Here is a 17522-nt window from a genome sequence, read left to right as displayed (position 1 = left end):
CAGCCGAGGCTACCACTCGCGCCTCTTCTGCTTCGTCGGGTTAAAATGGGTTGTTATTTCTCGGCAGCCATACGGGCGATTTGTACAATCACCTCGGTGGCTTTCTCCATCGACTGGATGGGCACGAACTCATAGCGTCCGTGGAAATTGAGTCCGCCGGCAAAGATATTGGGGCAAGGCAGACCCTTGAACGACAGCTGGGCACCATCGGTTCCGCCACGTACTGGTTTCACCTGGGGCACTACATCGACGGCACGCATGGCGTCCGACACGAGATCGACAATGTGCATCACCGGCTCTACCTTCTCGCGCATGTTGTAGTACTGGTCGGTAATCTCGATGCTGGCACAGCCGGGGAACTCGTTGTTGATTTTGCGGGTGAGGTGCTCGAGCTCTTTCTTGCGACGCTCGAAACGGTCGCGATCGTGGTCGCGGATAATATAGGTGAGAACCGTCTTCTCGACACTCCCCTCGAACGAGATGAGGTGATAGAATCCCTCATAGCCCTCGGTATGCTCGGGAGTCTCCCAACGGGGCAACATGATGGCATACTGGTTGGCGATACGTATCGAGTTGATCATCTTGTGCTTGGCATAACCGGGATGCACGTTGCGGCCTTTGAAGGTGACCCGAGCCACGGCAGCGTTGAAGTTTTCATACTCCAGCTCGCCTATCTCGCCGCCATCCATCGTATAGGCCCACTCGGCGCCAAATGCCTTGACATCAAATTTGTGAGCCCCCTTGCCAATCTCCTCGTCGGGGTTGAAGGCTACCCGTATCTTGCCATGCTTGATTTCGGGGTGAGCCAACAGGTACTCCATGGCGGTTACAATCTCGGCAATACCGGCCTTGTCGTCGGCACCCAGCAATGTCTTGCCGTCAGTCACGATAAGGTCTTGCCCGATGTAGTGGAGCAACTCGGGGAACTCTGTGGAACGCAATACCACATCCTCCTCGGCACACAACACGATATCGGCTCCGCCATAGTTCTTTACGATACGGGGCGACACATGACGTCCCGACATGTCGGGGCTCGTATCAAGGTGGGCGATAAACCCGATTACAGGCACCTTCTTGTCGATATTGGCAGGCAACGTAGCCATCAGATAGCCGTTATCGTCGAGGGTTACCTCGGTAAGTCCTATCTGCTTCAACTCTTCGGCCAGTGCCTGGGCAAACACCATCTGCCCCGGCGTACTGGGAGTCATATTGGTAAGCTCGTCCGACTGGGTATCGAAACTTACATAGTGGAGAAAACGATCTACTAAATTCATCGTATATGTTTTTATTGGTTTTTCTTTCCGGTTCACGGTCCGAAGGATTCATCCAACAGACGAACAAAGGTAAAAAAATTTTTTCTTACATTTGCACTACCTCATTCAAAAGTGGGCTGTATGGCTAAAAAGAGAAAAAAGAAGAAAAAATCGTCGGCTCAACGCAAAAACAATCTGGTATCCCTGCTCATGCTGCTGCTCATCGCCGGCGGCCTGTGGTACCTCATCCAACATGCCGACGCACGACCGGGCTATCGCGACGAAGGCAACTCAAGTCTCGACCACATCGAAAAGGCCGAGATGGCCCGTACTCCGGCCGATACTCCCGAGCAGTTGCTCTACCGCACGGGATACACCGCCTCGTACAACTCGGAGTGGAAACTGCCCAACTGGGTGTGCTACGAACTGTTGCGCAGCGAAACGCAAGGAGAATCCTCGCGCAGCGACCGCTTCGTGAGCGACCCCGACGTGAAAGGCACCCCGGCCGATACCCGCGACTATACCCACAGCGGATATGACCGCGGTCACATGGCTCCGGCCGGCGACATGAAGTGGAGCGAAGAGGCCATGAAAGAGTCGTTTCTGCTCACCAACATCTGCCCCCAGGCTCCCGGTCTGAACCGCGGGCGCTGGAAGGAACTGGAAGAACAGGTGCGCGAATGGGCCCAACGTGACAGTGCCCTGCTCATCGCCTGCGGCCCCATCGTGAGTAAATCGCCCCGAACCATCGGTCGCCACCACATTGCCGTGCCCGAGCGCTATTTCAAAGTCGTGGCCGCCCCCTATGTAGGCCGTCCGCGAGGCATCGCCTTCCTCTTCGACAACAGCGACGAGCAACCCTCGATACGCACCCTGGCCGTCACCATCGACAGCGTGGAAAAAATTACCGGGATAGACTTCTTCTACAATCTGCCCGACAGCATAGAAAACCAAATAGAAAGCAACTTATGGACCGAAGCATGGAACCTCAACTAAATACCCCCCTGCCCCAAGATACCATCTGCGCCGTCTCTACCGCACCCGGCCGAGGCGGCATCGCCGTCGTTCGCGTCAGCGGCCCCCAGGCCATCACCATCACCGACCGCATCTTCAGCACGCCCCACGGCAAACCACTCGCCGAGGCACGTCCCAACACCGCCCACTACGGCACCATAGCCGACGAGACGGGCCACACCCTCGACGACGTCATCGCCACCCTCTTCGTCGCCCCCCACTCCTTCACCGGCGAAGACACCGTCGAAATCTCATGTCACGGCTCCATTTACATACAACAGCAAATCGTTGCCCTGCTGCTGCGCCAGGGCTGCCGCCTGGCCACACCCGGCGAATTTACCCGCCGCGCCTTCACCAACGGCAAACTCGACCTGTCGCAAGCCGAAGCCGTGGCCGACCTCATAGCCTCGACCTCGGCCGCCTCACACCGCCTGGCCATCCAGCAGATGCGTGGCGGATTCAGCCGCGAACTCGCCCGCCTGCGCGAACAGCTGCTCACCTTCGTCTCGCTCGTCGAACTCGAACTCGACTTCAGCGAAGAGGAGGTAGAATTTGCCGACCGCCAGAAACTCACCGACCTCGCCCGCGAAATCGAGCGCGTCATCAAGCGCCTCTCCGATTCGTTCAGCCTCGGCAACGCCATCAAAAACGGCGTACCCACCGCCATCATCGGCGAGACCAACGCCGGCAAATCGACCCTGCTCAACCACCTGGTCAAAGAAGATCGCGCCCTCGTCTCCGACATCCACGGCACCACCCGTGACGTCATCGAAGACACCGTCGTGCTGCAAGGCATCACCTTCCGCTTCATCGACACCGCCGGCATACGCGAAACCCACGACACCATCGAGAGCATGGGCATCGAACGCACCTTCCAGAAACTCGACCAGGCCACCATCGTCATCTGGCTCATCGACGCCACCCACACCCCACAAGCCATCGAGGAGCTCTCGCAAAAGATACTCCCCCGCTGTCACGACAAGCACCTCATCATCGCCTTCAACAAGGTCGATAAGATCGACGACGACGCCCGGCAGCAACTCACCCGCCTGTACGAACGCCTCACTCGCGGGATGAACAGCACCGCAATGATATTCCTCTCGGCCTCGCACAACCAGAATATCGATACCCTCGAATCGATGCTGGTCGAAACCGTCAACCTGCCCCAAGCCGGCGAGAACGACATAATCGTCACCAATGCACGCCACTACGAAGCCCTCATGCACGCCCACGACGCCATACAGCGCACCCTCGACGGCCTGCAAACCGGCCTCTCGGGCGACTTCCTCGCTCAAGATATCCGCGAGTGCATGCACTACCTGGGCGAAATCACCGGCCAAATCTCGACCGACGAAATCCTCGGCACCATCTTCTCCAAGTTTTGTATCGGTAAATAAATATCTGATTATCAAATAGTTAAATCGATTACAATCGATTAGTATGGCGCTCTTTACGGGCGCCTTTTTTGTTGCTCAAGTATCGTTGATAATCGTTGCTAAGCCTTTTTACGCCATTTTTTGTACCTCCTGTGTACCTCACCACGAAATCTGAGGATTTTCGTTGGCAAGGTCGTGGAGAACTTTTACGCCATTTTACGGGATTTTACGGAGTTATACAAAAATATTGGAGAAATAAGGAGAAATAACATGAGTAGCAACATTGAAATCAGACGAATCTGTGCGTGGTGCAAGCAAGAATTCATTGCGCATAAAACAACTACAACCTGTTGTTCGCACAGATGTGCAAACCTTCTGTATAAACAGAAGAAACGTGAGGCTTCTATTAAGGCTAACAACCAAGTTGTCGAAAAAGCCATCAAGGAAAAGCCGATTGCAAAAATCAGAGACAAGCCTATTCTTACTATCACAGAAGCTGCCACATACATTGGAGTAACCCGACCTACTCTTTATGGCTATCTGAAAAGAGGTGAACTAAAAGCCTCCCGACTTGGATATAAATTTCTATTGAAAAAGGAAGATATTGATAACTTATTCAATAAGCCTATAGAATTTAAGATTCCGGTCAGAGATAAACCTTCCATTAATGATTTCTACACCACAGCCGAAGTCAAGGAGAAGTATGGCGTAAAGGATTCCTGGATATTCCATATTGCTAAGGAACATAATATTCCACGAACCTTTCACCGTGGGAAAACCTATTGGAGCAAAAAGCATATTGATGACTACTTTGCAAAGAAAGCTCCCGACCCTGAAATCAAGGAATGGTACAGCACACAAGACATGCAGGAGAAGTTCTGCATGACACTGACAGCCATCTATTCTTTTGTATCAAAGAATGCCATTCCCAAAAAGAAAGTCGGCATCATGGTGTACTATTCCAAAAAGCATGTGGACATTGCCAAAGGTCTCATAGCTCCCGAAGAGCCCCAATATTACACCATTGCCGAAGCGATGGAGCGATTCAATCTGACACGGGATCAACTCTACCATTATGTGAAATAATAATAAGCGGCCAAGGTATTTCTTAGCCGCTTTTAACTATCCTTATACTATCTTTTGGTGTCAGTTCCTTATGCTTTTAATCACCTCATTTCTCTTGTTCTGTTAAAATCTCTATCAGTTTATATCTGACATTGCTATCATCAGCAGGAGGATTTGCTAAGGTCGTTTTTTCAACCTTAAGAGTGAATTCAGTCCCTTTCTTATAAACAAATCCGTCTATACCACTGAAAGGAAGTTTTGAATAGCTTGCATTTCCTTCTTCTTTAACAAGCATACACTCTATAGGAATCTCACTTCCCCAAGGTGTATAAGTATCTGTTTCTGCAGAAACATACATTTTTACAATTTCTACTTTGTCTGTCAGATCATCTTTATCACAACTGATAAAGGTGAATATCAAAAGGAACAGCATAAGTATTCCAACTAAATTCTTTGTCTTCATATCACTTTGGTTTATAGATTCGTAATTATAAAGTTCCAACTAACATTTATCTAAGCACTTCAAAAAATCAAAATACGTCCCTAAATTATCGGATTTCTTTTTAATGACCAAGTCTTTTATGACTTTATTCCTGTTTGGTTCACAGAATTTTCTGTAATTCGTATTTTCCTGTATCAGCCATTGTTCCAGCTATCGGAAAATGCGTCCCTTTTTATCTCCTTTTACATACCGTTTGTCCCTAATGAAATCCACCCGGGTTCTGATTTTTGCTATTCCTACTGTCACATGTCGGTAAGTAAATACATCATTGGCCAATAAATAATCCATAAGACATTTATTGGCCAATGATGATATGATATACAATCGTATTTAATTATTTTATAATGAGGGCCTTGTTCGATTCCTCTCCAAATTACGAGATGACACGGACCGCGATTTTGCGACCGTCACGTTTCTCTATCGGATGGCTGCGGAAGTCATAAAGGGTATCCCACATCTCTTCATTGAAAACAATTCGCAGCGTTTTCTCAATCCCTTCTTCGAGCCGCCGCAAAAATGCAACCCCTCTACAACGAATTGCTCGCCATCTTACTAAACACTCGTATGCGGTTATCCAAATCTCTTTAGGCACAGACATTTACACTGTATCGAAGATGCTGACGTACAAGAATATCACCACGACACAAATCTATGCTGATTTGGTCAATTCCAAGAAGAGAGAGACGGCGAATAAGATTTCGCTGAAATAGTATAAAGTTCTGTAACGTAAGAAGAGTCCGACATGGGGTTAAAACCTAGTCGGACTCTTCTTTTTTATTCTATTGTGGCATAGATGGCATAGAAATAAGTATCATATCGAGGACAAATGCTGCCACTTTCTTGGATTTATAATATGGTATCTATGAAATGACATCATTAGTGTCCCATTTTAACGAGACACTAATGAACCTGAGTGAGTCTTTTTATTGAAATCCAAATTATGAATACCTGCAATTAGTTCTTGGGGATTGGAACATTTTTAAATGCAATAGGTCCTTCCCCGTAAGGTTTAACGGAAATGTTAAAACCATACAATGATATATTGATTTTAGTAAATGATGTTGCATTGGGGTCAACTTCCTCTATTGTAATTACACCTTTTTGTACAATGCCATTAGGTAAGGAAAAAGAAACACTGCTGTAGATAGAACCAGAAAGGGTTGCATTGGCAATTTTAATGCTTATTGAACTCATATCATAATAATTACCTTTATTATCAAAGGCCTCTGTTTTTTCTAATCCGTATTTCCCCAACATTATTGGATGTAAATCTTTACCGGTATCATTGACTATTGTGAATTGGATAGTAGCAGTGTTTCCCTGCATAGTTATTTTTTCAAAGTTTACCGTGATTCCTGGTGCTTCACAAACAATCTGTTGAGCAAAAGCAGAGCCAGTGCAGAAAATAGACATTAATAATGTCAAAAATAAAAACTTTTTCATGTTCTACAAATTTAAAATATTAATGGTTGGATTTTTCCGTATTTAATTAGCTAAACATAGAATTTTAGTCCCTTAATGCAATTTTTCAAAGGCTAAAATAAATTCTAAACCTGAAAGCAAATATATCACTTCTTTTGAAATGAAGATTAATTTTTGTAAGAAAGGTTTAGAAAATTTTATATGGAGCGACAAAAGAAATCGGATAGGATGCACTGCTTTTGGCATCCTATCCGATTGTATTACATAAATTTTTGATTGGTATCCCGTTGACAGAATTAGGGATGGGAGTATTTTCCTTTGCTGTTGGTTTTACGGCCGAAGACGATGGTGTCGGCAGGGCATCGATGGTAGTAGTCGAGGCGATTGAGACTGTTGCCTTGCCATTGCAGGCAGCCGTCGATGAGGCGGATGTTGGCCATCGGCAATAAAATGAAATTATGGTACTTGTCACCTTTGGGTTGCTTTTATACGCTGTGCTTATCTCTTTCATGAGCGAGTGTATGATTGACTTGATTTTCTATTTTGGCAACTATGATGCCTCCGCCAAGGGAATCACCTCACATGTGCTTTCTCTAGTGATATTCTATCTGCCATTCTGTTTTATGTTCTTTTTTTATGCAAAGGTGTTCAATGCCAAGCCTACGATTTCCGATCGCAAGAGTACGCAAAGTTCCATTTTTATCAGACGTCCCTATATCTCCGTTATCGGTACCATCCAAAAGAAAATTCTGGGCGAACTGGTCAAGGGCGAGCGTTCGAGTAACGGTTTTATTGATCGTATTCTTTTCGTGATGCCTGAATCTGTCTTGAAAAGCAGATGGAATGACCGGGAAACTCCTGAAGAACTGGAAATCCAGTGGCAACAGATTATCGATAAGCTGATCGCACAAGATTGTCCGCATGACGAGAATAATGAGTTGCAGTCTCAATGCCTGCCATTCGATGAAGAAGCCAAGCAACGGCTTTACTGCTGGCAGCATGAAAATGCCCGCCAATGTGATTTGGAAACCAATGATGCTTTGGTAGGTATTTACTGCAAACTGGAAATCTACATTATCCGGTTTTGTCTGATTATCCAACTTGCCCGATGGACTTGTGGAGAGTGCGACAAGCATACGATTGACCTTGAAAGCGTGAATCGTGCCATCCTGTTAACTGAGTATTTTCGGACAACAGCCGTAAAAGTGCAGACTGCTGTCAGTCAGGAACAGTTGAGCGAATTGCACCGCAATATCTACCTGAATCTGCCTCAGAGATTTACAACGGCAGAAGGTATCGGTATTGCTGAAAGCTACGGGATGAAGGAGCATGCTTTCAAGATGTTTCTAAAACGCCACATCGGAACATTATTCAGAAAAGAGAATCATGGAGAATACAGTAAATAAACCTGTTACTATGCACATTTTCGCAACCGAGGGGTTTGTGAAGTTGCGAAAATGTGCATAGTAACATCCAAACAGAAAGAAAAATGAACTACAGATTCACATTAGAACCATATAAAGGTGTCAGCACCCGGCACACATGCCCGAACTGCCACCGCAAAAGTTGTTTCGCCAAATACATCGATACGGAGAAGCAAATCAGCTTTCCTGATTATGTAGGGCGATGCAACCATGAACAAAAGTGCGGCTATAACTATACGCCCAAAATGTATTTTGACGAGAATCCGATTGCCAAAGAGCGATTGAACGAAGAGTTTGTGCCGATGTCAAAGCCACGCATCAGTCTGCCTCCTGCACCATCCTTCATTGAGCCGGAAATCATGAGGCAGTCCTTGAAGCTATATCACACGAACAAGCTGTTTCAGTTCCTGAGCTTTCATTTCGGACAGGAGGCTACCGAAGAGCTGATGTTGCGCTACCATGTGGGAACCTCAAAGCATTGGCCGGGAGCAACAGTCTTCTGGCAGGTAGATATTTCCGGACGGGTACGAACCGGAAAAGTGATGCTCTACAATCCCGAAAACGGGAGACGGATTAAAGAGCCGCACAACTACATCACGTGGGTACATTCCCTTCTGAAGAAAGAGAATTTCAATCTCCGGCAATGTTTGTTTGGTGAGCACCTTTTGTCCTCCGACCAGCAGCGTCCGGTTGCCCTTGTAGAGAGTGAGAAAAGCGCTTTGATTTCCAGCTTCTATTTGCCGCAATACCTCTGGATTGCTTCGGGCGGAAAGAACGGAGCCTTCAATCGGGACGCCATGAGCGTATTGAGAAACCGACGTGTCCTGCTCTTCCCTGACCTGGGTGCAACCGACTATTGGAACAGTAAAATGGAGATGATCCGGAGCCTGGGAATAGAGGTTTCTCTCTTCGATTTTATGGAAAGAAACGCAACAAAAGAAGAACGTGATGCGGGTTATGACATCGCCGATTTTCTGCTGAGAGAAGAGACAAAGGAGGCTATTTTCAATCGTCTTATCACGTTGAATCCGGCCTTGAAAACGCTGGTCGAAACTTTCGATTTACAGCTTGTCAATGTGGAGAAAGCACCGCTTTCAGCAACGGTTCAACATACTCGGAAAGGACTTTTCAAACGATGACTGTCAGATGTCTGATTCACTTCTTTTTCACTGGAGCAAGTTTATGCCGGTGTATTACATTTCCCGGCCACTTGCTCACCTCAAAAGACGGTGAGACGGCTCCCGATGGTCACAATTATTAATCTCAAAAACAAATATTATGGACAAGAAAAATACAGTTACAATCCGTCTTACAGACGAACAATTCGGCTGGCTCAGAGCACTTAGCCGACGCAGTAAACGCAGCCAAAGCGAAGTAGTGCGTTCACTCATCGAACACGGTACGGTGCGCGAACGAATTACGAGAGAAAATCTAGACATCATCCGAAAACTGATTGGCGAAAGCACGAACCTGAACCAGCTTGCCAGACGAGCCAATGCTTACGGTTTTTATCGTGTGGCCGATGAGTGCAGTACCGCCGTTCAACAGATTTCACAACTCATAAAACAGCTCAAGGATGATAGGTAAGATTGTCAAAGGCACGTCGTTTTCCGGGTGCATAAACTATGTGCTGAAAGAAGATAAGTCACGCCTGCTGAAGGCAGTTGGTGTCTACGGTTCGCCCGAAGAAATAGCGGAGCAATTCGAGTTGCAGACTTTACTGAATGACAAGGTCAAGAACAAGGTCGGCCATATATCATTAAGCTTCTCCGCAGAGGACGGGGACCGCATCCGTGACGATGATGGGCTGATGCTAAAGATCGCCCATGACTACATGAAATTGATGGGAATCGAGAACACGCAGTTCATCATCGCCAGGCATACTGATCGTGATCATCCGCATTGTCATATCGTTTACAACCGGGTGGATAATGACGGCCGCACTATCAGCGACAAGAACGACCGTTACCGGAATGAAAAGGTCTGCAAGATGCTGACAGCCCGTTACTGTTTGCATTTTGCCGAAGGAAAAGAGCATGTCAATTTCATGCGGTTACGTCATCATGACAAGGTAAAGTATTTTATCTATCATGCCTTAAAACGAGAGGTTCCGAACGCCCGAAGCTGGAGTGAGCTGCGAGTGGCCTTACGGAAGTACGGAATTGATACGCAATGGAAGCAAAGTCGCACGACCGGAGAGATGCAAGGTGTCAAGTTCACATGTGACCAACTGACCTTTAGCGGTTCCAAGATTGACCGCCAGTTCAGTTTCCTGAACATCGACCAGGAGCTGAGATATAACGCTCTTTCTGCTACCATGAACCAGCGTCAGGCACAGGCAGAAACCATACGCGAGGAACCTCGTCATGAATACCAGCAGGAGAATCATTCCGGCATCAGTGTGGGATTGTTCACGCTCTCTCCTACGGATTATGATACGGAGGAAGCAATACAGGCCAACCGGCTTAAAAAGAAGAAAAAGAAACCGAAACGCAAGCGAGGTTTCAGTCTATAATCAATTTTTTATTAACCATCAAAATTCAAATTATTATGAACTATTCCGATTTTATTTATGATTTCAATCTCTATTTGTGTGAGAGATTCGGTTACAGAAACTGTTGTTCCGTCATGCACAACGCCAATGGCATTTGTGTTTCTGTCCATGTGGGCGAAATGGATTTATACATCCGTTTCTGGGAATATAGTTGCGGCGTTGGCAGCATCCCCGACTGGAGCATTATCATTGTGCGCAGCAACTTCAAACGAAACCAGCAGGAAAACCTGAAAGACCTTGCCCGATTCTTTAAGGAGTACGCCCCACGTTACGGTTACAAATACCTCTGCACCGAAGATGACGATTACAAGTATTATCAGATCCTTGGTTTGAAACTTATTCACAGAGGATTTTTCGGACAATATAATTATGGGTTGCCGTTGAAGGAGTTAGAGGTGTAACTTTTTTCGTAACAGAGAGGAAAATCCTCTCTGTTGCTTTTTTTACAAACTTTTTGTCTTTTATCTCTCTTTTTTCTGAATCGTACTGTTCTGACTATTGTTTAATAATTGAGAGATCATATTATTAAGAGAACTTGTTGCAGTTACGCTTCGATAATTTTCTATATCCCAAAAGAAGCTACTATCCCATAGACCACGATCTATGTCTGTTATTAAACGCTCAATAGAATCTTCCTTAGGCAAGCCTTGTTCATCAAAATATTCGTCTAAAGATATACGTTCTCTTAAAACCGCAATTCCTAACCTTTCCCCTAATGTATAACCTAGCCACCAATTAGTAGGATAAACTATAACAATAGGATTCTGAGAACGATCAAGTTTGCTTTTACCAAAAACTTCTCTTACCCATCTTTTGGCAATATAACGTAATGTTTTTAAACGAATGTTTTCACTAAAATAATTATCAGGTTCAATGTAAAATAACTGATCACAATGTCCTAATTGTATTTGGCTGATAATAGCTTCTATTTCGTCTTTATCTATTTCTCTTTTTTCAAATACAATATTTTGTATGTCAAACTTAGAATCTGGAGTTGCCAGAATAGGGATACCCAACTTATGTAATGCAACAATAAAAACTCTTTTCTCAGCAATACTTAATGCATTATTGAATTCAGAAGCTGCAACATCGTAAGTTTGTCTATTACGAGCATACTTTTGGAATATTTTTAAAGCTTTTATAGCGACTTGTCTAAGTTCTTTTATATGTTTTTCTTGTCTTTTTGCAGCAAATAACGCTCCGCCATAAGTACCAATTATGGCACCGATAGCTCCTGATATTAAAGTTACAACTGTTGTTGTTATTATTTGTTCCATATAATTAATATCTATTTTTCTATTTCTATCAGCAATTGCCCATATCAAAACATTGTTACCTACAAAGATACAGATTTCTATTCCAAAAAGAAATTATGTTATCTATAAATAGCTATAATATTGAACTAATTCGCAATTTATATTACAAATAGTCCTATTGAAATGATGAAAAATAGATAGGCTTTCTTATCTTTGCATAGAACGAAAGAAAATCCTTATGGAAAAAGAAAAAGACATAAACCGCATCAAGGTTGTGCTTGTGGAGAAAAAGCGAACCAATAAATGGCTAGCTAAGCAATTGGAGAAAGATCCTGCTACTGTGTCCAAATGGTGCACAAACACTTCCCAACCAAGTCTTGAAACATTATTAAGAATATCTCAAATATTAGAAGTCGATATTCGAGAACTGTTAATAAGCTCAAAACAATAGAACGATTATATACAAATATGAATATATTAGATATATACAAAGAAATAAAACGAAGCTATAAAGAATATATCGGTAGTTTCGTTTCCATAAAAGACGAACGGATAAGAAAAGAGGTTAGTGAGGCCATTAAAAGTGAAAAATTGTGGCCGGATGCCTTAATTCAGTTTAATCCTAATTTTGCGTCTGGAATCGATGTCAGTCAAATGATCAAAAATGGCTTCCCTATTCATAAAGACTTAGGATTATTTTTTAAGAATACCTTCTATAAACACCAACAGGAGGCGATAGAATTAGGATGTCAAGATAAAGAATTTATTGTAACCTCAGGTACAGGTTCTGGCAAATCTCGTACATTTATGGCTACCATCTTCAATTATATACTACAACATCAAGAAGATTCTATCAATAAAACAATAGCCATTATTGTATATCCTATGAATGCGCTCATCAACTCTCAATCCGAAGAGTTGGCTAGATATCGTCAACAGTATGAAAATGCAACAGGAAAAGAATGCCCGTTTACATTTGCCAAATATACAGGACAAGAAGATTCACAAGTTAGAGAACGCATACAAACTACGCCTCCCAACATCATATTAACCAACTATATGATGCTGGAACTTTTAATGACTCGAGCTGGCGATGAAAAACGGCTCAGAGATTGTTTCCTTGAGAATCTTCATTATTTGATATTTGACGAATTGCACACCTATCGTGGTATGCAAGGTAGTGATGTCTCATTTTTGATTAGGCGAATAAAGGCACAAGCTAAAAAGCCAGTGTTATGTTTTGGAACATCTGCCACAATGGTTGCAGATGATAAACTTAGCTATAAAGAACAGCGTCAAAAGGTTGCAGAAGTTGCTTCTTGCATTTTTGGCAGCTCCTATGATATTAATCAAGTTGTAGATGAAACTTTGAAGGTTGGCTTATCCAATACAAATTATTCTAAAGAGGATATACTATCAGCTATAAATTCTCCTATTCCGTCAGATTTAAATGCTGATATGCTCCGTAATCATCCTACAGCCAATTGGATTGAGCAGAACATTGCGCTGAGCTTTGACAAACAGGAACAAAAGTACTTCAGAGGAGCTCCTTGTTCTATTAGGAAAATAGCTGAACAATTACATAATTATATTGATAGAAAAGTCTCAATAGATATTTGTATTCAGCACATTATTGAGATATTAAACTGGTGTAATGATATTAATATTAATCAAGGGGCTAATCTATTACCTTATAAAATCCATCAATTTATTCCTCAGACCGGAAATGTATATGCAACATTAGGAAATCCTGAAAACCGTTACATTACAGTTGATGAAAAATTATATTGTGAAGAATTGTCTGATAATGAGCATAAAGTAAAATACTATCCTATCATGTTCAGTCGTTTAAGCGGACATGAATTGTATTCTGTAAAAATTATAAACGACACTCTTCTACCCAGAAATTACGATGAGCGTAATGAATTAGATGAAGAAGAGCAAGAATTTACTATAAACAACGGTTATATTATCGTTCCCCATAAGAATGAATCTGTTGAAGATTTCTTATTAGATCCAAATTCAGATGATATTCCAGAGGACTGGTACACTATAGATAAAAATGGGAATCGAAAATTTAAGAAAACTTATTTAGATCGTTTCCCAAAAAGAGTTTATTTTACAATATATGGGAACCTTTCAGAAGTTCAAGATGTTAATAATGAGTGTATTGAAGGAATATATGTGCCAAGTCCACTGAAGTATGATCCAACGGCAAAAGCTATCTATTCAGGATCAAGTAAAGAATGGTCTAAGTTATCAAAAATTGGTAGTGAAGGTAGAAGTACAGCAACAACCGTACTTTCATATGAGAATGTCATAAAAATGAGAAATGCAAATGTAGAACCTGCAGACTGTAAAGTCATGACTTTTGTGGATGCTCGTCAGGATGCTGCCCTACAATCTGGCCATTTTAATGATTTTATACGTATAGGTAAAATACGCTCTGCCATTTGGAATGCTGTAAAAGAAGCAGATGAGCCTATTGGTAGTGATAGAATTGCTAGACTCGTATTTAAGCACCTTCATCTTTCTCATAACGATTATTTCCGATTCCCCAATTGGACTGGAGGACGTGCAAAGAAAGTAGAAAATGTAATGGAAAGATATTTAGGAACTATCATCTACGATGATCTGGCTGGAAACTGGCAAGTAAACATGCCCAATCTTGAAGAATGTGCACTATTGAAGATTAATTATGAATATCTCCATGACGAAATTACAGGTGAGAATGGTTGCGACCGTCTCTATGATATACCTGAACTAGACGGATTATCTGATGAAAATAAGGAACGCTTCATCATCCAAATATTGGATTATATGCGTCACAAATTGTGCATATATTCTGATGATAGAACAGAAGAGGCTGCAAAAGACATAGAGAAACAAGTTAGAGAAAATCTAAAAAGTCCATGGACATTAGACGATAACGACAGAATTACTGCCTCACATGCATTATGCTTTGTAAAACCACAGAATAAGCGCAAGGCTTTTGGAAAAGAGGTCGCTGGCTATCGCTCTAAATTGGCATTTTTTGTTCGCGATTTCTTGAATATAAATGGAGGTACTGCAACAATCCGTAATTCAGAAGATTATGTTTCCTATATGCAATCTTTATTTGCTGCATTGGGTAATTACATTCAAGAAAATGACGGAGCTTACCAATTATTTTATTCAAGCATTTTATGGGAAAAAGGTGATGAAAAAAATGTGAGAACAGATCTTACAAGAATTAGGACTATTGGGGATGAAATTGTTTATACCCCTAATAACTATTTTCAGAACTTCTATAAAAATATTCCGCTTTCCAATATAAATTTGGAAGCGAAAGATCATACAGGTCAGGTTCCTAAAGATGAACGTGAAAAACGAGAACAGCAATTCCGTAATGGAGAGTTTCCTGTACTATACTGTTCACCTACCATGGAACTTGGTATTGACATTAAAGACCTATCTATAGTGGGTATGCGCAATGTTCCACCTACTCCAGCAAATTATACTCAACGTGCTGGTCGTGCAGGACGTAGCGGTCAAGCAGCTTTAATCTATACTTACTGCCGTACACGTAACTCACACGAAAATTATTATCTTCGTCATCCTGAAAAGATGGTGAGTGGTGAGGTAAAAGCACCACGTATGGAATTGGTTAACGAAGAATTATTCTCGACCCATTTGCATTCTACTATATTATCCATATGCCCCATTCCTCAATTATCTAACGGGATTGCAGATTTGGTTGATTATAGTAATGCAAATAACATCACGTTAAAACCCGAAGTTGTTCATCATCTCCAACTTTCAAAAGAACGAAAACAAGAGATTAAAGCCATTTTTAAGCAAGCTATATCAGACTATTATTTGTCTAGTAGAATCGACAAAGAAATGCCATATTGGTTCTCTGACAGTTGGATGGACTGGATTTTGGATAGTTATTTATATGATTTTGACAAAGCTCTCAACCGCTGGCGTAGCTTATATAAATTAGCTCAACAGCAGATTGAAGAAGCACAAACTGTTACCAGAAATAATATATATGGTGAAAATTCCAAGGAAAAGAAAGAGGCACTATTAAAGGAAAGACGAGGAATCGAGCTTCGCGATATGCTTCTCGGACAAAATCAAGGGAAAAATGCGGAAGAGAACGAATTCTACCCTTACAGATATTTTGCCAGCGAAGGATTCTTGCCAGGATATAATTTTACAAAATTACCTCAGAGAGCTTTACTGCAATATAAAAATAGCGATAAGGTAGAATATCTTAGCCGGGCAAAATCGTTGGCATTAACAGAATTTGGTCCTCAAAATATCATCTACAATGATGGTGGCAAATTCCGTGTATCTCGCATGATGTTAACGGGAGAAGTAACGCCTAACAAATTTTTCTACAATCCCAAAACGGGAGTAATTTACAAAAATCAAGAGAATGCTTCACATCATACAGATATAATCACAGGAGAGAGTCTTGATGGTGTCTCTAAAATGATACCAGGCTATTGTATACAATTACAAGACATGGTAGCACAAGAAAGCGAAAAAATTACGTGTCAGGAAGAAGAACGAAGTCGAAAATTCTATCAATTAAAAACCTATTTCTCTTCAGATGATACTCGTGCAATAAGCATGTGCGAACTAAAGACTAATAATGGAACTCATTTAGCCAATATTCGTTACATCCCCTCATGCCGCTTGACTTATATTCTGGAATCAAAAAATGACGACAATGCAAATGGCTTTGCCTTTGATACAAAAACAGGTGATTGGATTAGTGCAGAACGTATGGCAATTCATATGCAAAAACAACAACAGCATCCGGAAGAGCCAAACAGTATCAAGTACGTCAAGTTATTTACAGAGACAACTGCAAATGCTATTTATATTCAGCCTCTTGATACGCTTGCTTTATCAGATAAAGGAGCTGTTCGTACATTCTTGTATGCATTTAAGCAAGCAATAGAAGATGTCTTTCAAATAGAAGGTAGTGAAATAGGAGCCGATGTAATGGGAGATGAAAAAGTCCCCAATCTTCTCATTTACGAAAATGCAGAAGGTTCATTAGGTGTACTGGAACGCTTAGTATTAGAGCCTGCATCTTATCACGCAGTAGTAAAACGAGCTTATGAAATCTGTTATGGAAGAACTACACCACTCTCTGAGGAAGAGCGTGCCAAATTAATTCCTGCAGATTATACTAATTTGCTTAATTACTACAATCAGCCATATCATCAACTTATTGATATTAGAAAAATATATAATACATTATCTATCATGATGAATGCTGATATAGAAGTGCGCAATGCTGGCCAACTTCAAAGCTACGATAAACAGTATGAGGAACTCGAAGCAACCCGTGACCATAATAGCAGCACAGAATACGAATTCTTAAAATATTTATATGAGCATAAGCTTCGTCTACCAGATAAAGCCCAGCCAATGTTTCCAGAAAAATATTATGTGCAACCAGACTTCATATATGGTGATAGAATCGTGGTATTTTGTGATGGTACACCCCATGATTTACCAGAAGTGCAGGAAGATGATAGAAAGAAAAGAGAAGTACTTGAAGATGCCGGCTATGTAGTCATCGTTTGGTACTACAAAACGCCATTGGCAGAGTTCGTATCTGCACATTCAGACATATTTACTCCAATAAGTTAAT

General features: G+C 42.4%; 13 protein-coding genes and 3 pseudogenes. 11 read left to right on the top strand and 5 right to left on the bottom strand.

Features of this window, described 5'->3' with window-relative positions:
- Positions 1-53: 53 nt before the first annotated feature.
- On the bottom strand, positions 54-1274 hold the full coding sequence (pepT, locus tag B5G10_RS06365) for a peptidase T (RefSeq protein WP_087423903.1): 1221 nt from the start codon (positions 1272-1274) through the stop codon (positions 54-56).
- A gap of 120 nt (positions 1275-1394) precedes the next feature.
- On the opposite strand from pepT, the gene B5G10_RS06360 reads away from it, so the two are divergent.
- The 3 genes and pseudogenes from B5G10_RS06360 to B5G10_RS06350 all read left to right on the top strand — a co-directional run bounded on the left by B5G10_RS06360 (position 1395) and on the right by B5G10_RS06350 (position 4765).
- Positions 1395-2249: a DNA/RNA non-specific endonuclease gene (locus tag B5G10_RS06360; protein ID WP_087423902.1), complete on the top strand. Its 855-nt coding sequence runs from the start codon at positions 1395-1397 to the stop codon at positions 2247-2249.
- Between the two features lie 8 nt (positions 2250-2257).
- Entirely contained in the window at positions 2258-3664 is a 1407-nt protein-coding gene (mnmE, locus tag B5G10_RS06355) for a tRNA uridine-5-carboxymethylaminomethyl(34) synthesis GTPase MnmE (protein ID WP_162612480.1), read from the top strand.
- Positions 3665-3913: 249 nt separating this feature from the next.
- Positions 3914-4765, top strand: a pseudogene (locus B5G10_RS06350) (helix-turn-helix domain-containing protein).
- A gap of 49 nt (positions 4766-4814) precedes the next feature.
- On the opposite strand, the gene B5G10_RS06345 reads toward B5G10_RS06350, so the two are convergent.
- Positions 4815-5171, bottom strand: a complete 357-nt coding sequence (locus B5G10_RS06345) for a DUF4377 domain-containing protein (protein WP_143241085.1) — start codon at positions 5169-5171, stop codon at positions 4815-4817.
- Between the two features lie 593 nt (positions 5172-5764).
- On the opposite strand from B5G10_RS06345, the pseudogene B5G10_RS12560 reads away from it, so the two are divergent.
- Positions 5765-5920, top strand: a pseudogene (locus B5G10_RS12560) (site-specific integrase); the annotation flags it as partial.
- Between the two features lie 244 nt (positions 5921-6164).
- Here the strand turns inward: B5G10_RS12560 and B5G10_RS06335 are convergent.
- A complete protein-coding gene (locus B5G10_RS06335) occupies positions 6165-6653 on the bottom strand; it encodes a hypothetical protein (protein ID WP_087423898.1) in 489 nt (162 codons plus the stop codon).
- A gap of 275 nt (positions 6654-6928) precedes the next feature.
- The gene (locus tag B5G10_RS12695; RefSeq protein WP_158098789.1) at positions 6929-7072 is read right to left on the bottom strand and encodes a hypothetical protein; all 144 of its coding nucleotides are present in this window, start codon (positions 7070-7072) and stop codon (positions 6929-6931) included.
- Between the two features lie 204 nt (positions 7073-7276).
- Between B5G10_RS12695 and B5G10_RS06330 the strand changes: the two are divergent.
- The 5 genes and pseudogenes from B5G10_RS06330 to B5G10_RS06310 all read left to right on the top strand — a co-directional run.
- A pseudogene (locus tag B5G10_RS06330) lies at positions 7277-8038 on the top strand (DUF3987 domain-containing protein); the annotation flags it as partial.
- Between the two features lie 83 nt (positions 8039-8121).
- Complete coding sequence (locus tag B5G10_RS06325) at positions 8122-9195, top strand: DUF6371 domain-containing protein (RefSeq protein ID WP_087423897.1); 1074 nt, start codon at positions 8122-8124, stop codon at positions 9193-9195.
- Between the two features lie 139 nt (positions 9196-9334).
- Positions 9335-9643, top strand: coding sequence for a MobC family plasmid mobilization relaxosome protein (locus B5G10_RS06320; protein WP_005646264.1), 309 nt, complete (start codon positions 9335-9337; stop codon positions 9641-9643).
- The gene (locus tag B5G10_RS06315) at positions 9633-10571 is read left to right on the top strand and encodes a relaxase/mobilization nuclease domain-containing protein (RefSeq protein ID WP_087423896.1); all 939 of its coding nucleotides are present in this window, start codon (positions 9633-9635) and stop codon (positions 10569-10571) included. Before B5G10_RS06320 ends, B5G10_RS06315 begins: the two co-directional genes overlap by 11 nt.
- Positions 10572-10606: 35 nt before the next feature.
- Positions 10607-11011, top strand: a complete 405-nt coding sequence (locus B5G10_RS06310; RefSeq protein ID WP_087423895.1) for a hypothetical protein — start codon at positions 10607-10609, stop codon at positions 11009-11011.
- A gap of 60 nt (positions 11012-11071) precedes the next feature.
- On the opposite strand, the gene B5G10_RS06305 is transcribed toward B5G10_RS06310, so the two are convergent.
- Positions 11072-11887, bottom strand: coding sequence for a hypothetical protein (locus B5G10_RS06305; protein ID WP_087423894.1), 816 nt, complete (start codon positions 11885-11887; stop codon positions 11072-11074).
- Positions 11888-12104: 217 nt separating this feature from the next.
- On the opposite strand from B5G10_RS06305, the gene B5G10_RS06300 reads away from it, so the two are divergent.
- Together B5G10_RS06300 and B5G10_RS06295 are read left to right on the top strand one after the other, a co-directional pair.
- Positions 12105-12317 carry a helix-turn-helix transcriptional regulator gene (locus B5G10_RS06300; protein ID WP_072542540.1) on the top strand — a complete coding sequence of 71 codons (213 nt, stop codon included), beginning with the start codon at positions 12105-12107 and terminating at the stop codon, positions 12315-12317.
- 17 nt (positions 12318-12334) lie between these two features.
- Positions 12335-17521 carry a DEAD/DEAH box helicase gene (locus B5G10_RS06295; RefSeq protein WP_087423893.1) on the top strand — a complete coding sequence of 1729 codons (5187 nt, stop codon included), beginning with the start codon at positions 12335-12337 and terminating at the stop codon, positions 17519-17521.
- Position 17522: the final 1 nt, after the last annotated feature.

It is taken from the genome of Barnesiella sp. An55, from assembly GCF_002161555.1.
In the GTDB taxonomy this organism is placed as follows: Bacteria; Bacteroidota; Bacteroidia; order Bacteroidales; family Barnesiellaceae; genus Barnesiella; species Barnesiella merdipullorum.
The sequence above is the reverse complement of the archived record's forward strand: the minus strand, read 5'-3'. Positions and strand labels throughout refer to the sequence as shown.

Coding starts and splice junctions, on each gene's coding strand:
- B5G10_RS06320 (WP_005646264.1), top strand. CDS start 9,335: ATGGACAAGAAAAATACAGTTACAATCCGTCTTACAGACGAACAATTC.
- B5G10_RS06360 (WP_087423902.1), top strand. CDS start 1,395: ATGGCTAAAAAGAGAAAAAAGAAGAAAAAATCGTCGGCTCAACGCAAA.
- B5G10_RS06305 (WP_087423894.1), bottom strand. CDS start 11,887: ATGGAACAAATAATAACAACAACAGTTGTAACTTTAATATCAGGAGCT.
- B5G10_RS06335 (WP_087423898.1), bottom strand. CDS start 6,653: ATGAAAAAGTTTTTATTTTTGACATTATTAATGTCTATTTTCTGCACT.
- B5G10_RS06345 (WP_143241085.1), bottom strand. CDS start 5,171: ATGAAGACAAAGAATTTAGTTGGAATACTTATGCTGTTCCTTTTGATA.
- B5G10_RS06315 (WP_087423896.1), top strand. CDS start 9,633: ATGATAGGTAAGATTGTCAAAGGCACGTCGTTTTCCGGGTGCATAAAC.
- B5G10_RS12695 (WP_158098789.1), bottom strand. CDS start 7,072: ATGGCCAACATCCGCCTCATCGACGGCTGCCTGCAATGGCAAGGCAAC.
- pepT (WP_087423903.1), bottom strand. CDS start 1,274: ATGAATTTAGTAGATCGTTTTCTCCACTATGTAAGTTTCGATACCCAG.
- B5G10_RS06295 (WP_087423893.1), top strand. CDS start 12,335: ATGAATATATTAGATATATACAAAGAAATAAAACGAAGCTATAAAGAA.
- B5G10_RS06310 (WP_087423895.1), top strand. CDS start 10,607: ATGAACTATTCCGATTTTATTTATGATTTCAATCTCTATTTGTGTGAG.
- B5G10_RS06325 (WP_087423897.1), top strand. CDS start 8,122: ATGAACTACAGATTCACATTAGAACCATATAAAGGTGTCAGCACCCGG.
- B5G10_RS06300 (WP_072542540.1), top strand. CDS start 12,105: ATGGAAAAAGAAAAAGACATAAACCGCATCAAGGTTGTGCTTGTGGAG.